Source organism: Stenotrophomonas sp. STEN031 (genome assembly GCF_056759975.1).
This window is the reverse complement of the sequence record NZ_JBRREA010000125.1, coordinates 1-635: the sequence shown is the minus strand read 5'-3', so window position 1 is coordinate 635 and position 635 is coordinate 1. Positions and strand designations below refer to the sequence as shown.

General features: G+C 66.3%; 1 pseudogene. It reads right to left on the bottom strand.

Features of this window, described 5'->3' with window-relative positions:
- Nucleotides 1–180: 180 nt before the first annotated feature.
- Nucleotides 181–513 (bottom strand): annotated as a pseudogene (locus tag ACVOLQ_RS22450) (nuclear transport factor 2 family protein); the annotation flags it as partial.
- Between the last annotated feature and the right edge of the window lie 122 nt (nt 514–635).

Sequence of the window (635 nt, the reverse complement as noted above, 5' to 3'; positions counted from 1 at the left end):
CCCCTCGGGGGGGGGGGGGCCCGGGGGCCCACGCGACGGTGGTGGGCCCCCACCCCCCGCCAAAACACCCCACCCCCCCCCCCCCGCGGCGCCCCCCCCCCCCCCCCGCTCCCACAGGCAACCCACCGAACGGCAATCCGGGCATCTGATCAAGTCCTCCCGCACCAGCAACCAAGCAGGCTAGGCCTGCTGCGCAGGCGTCTCGGTATGGGCTGCCGCCAGCCACTTGCCGTCCTGCCTGACCCAGGTGGTGCTGTCAAAACAGGTCATCTCCTGCGGCTTGCCATCAACCTCGAAGCTCTGGCTGACCTTGTAGGTAGCAATGGCCACATTGTCGACGGGGAAAAACACCTGCTCATCGGAGAACGAAAAACCTGTGACACGTGCAGGCCCCTCCTCGGCCATCTTCATGTAATCGGCCGGACTGAAGTGATGCACGCCATACATGGCAACCATCGTCGCCTTGTCGGTCAGCAGCGCGGCAGCCTTGGCAGGTTGCTGGTCCAGCATGGCCTGCCAGAACGCAACTGAATCGCCCCGGCTTCTCCGGAGGCCATTTCGTTTGAGTCACGCCGCGATGGCGTGACCCGTGTTGCCGGCGTAGTACGCCGCCTCCGCTTCCGCCGGGGGTATGT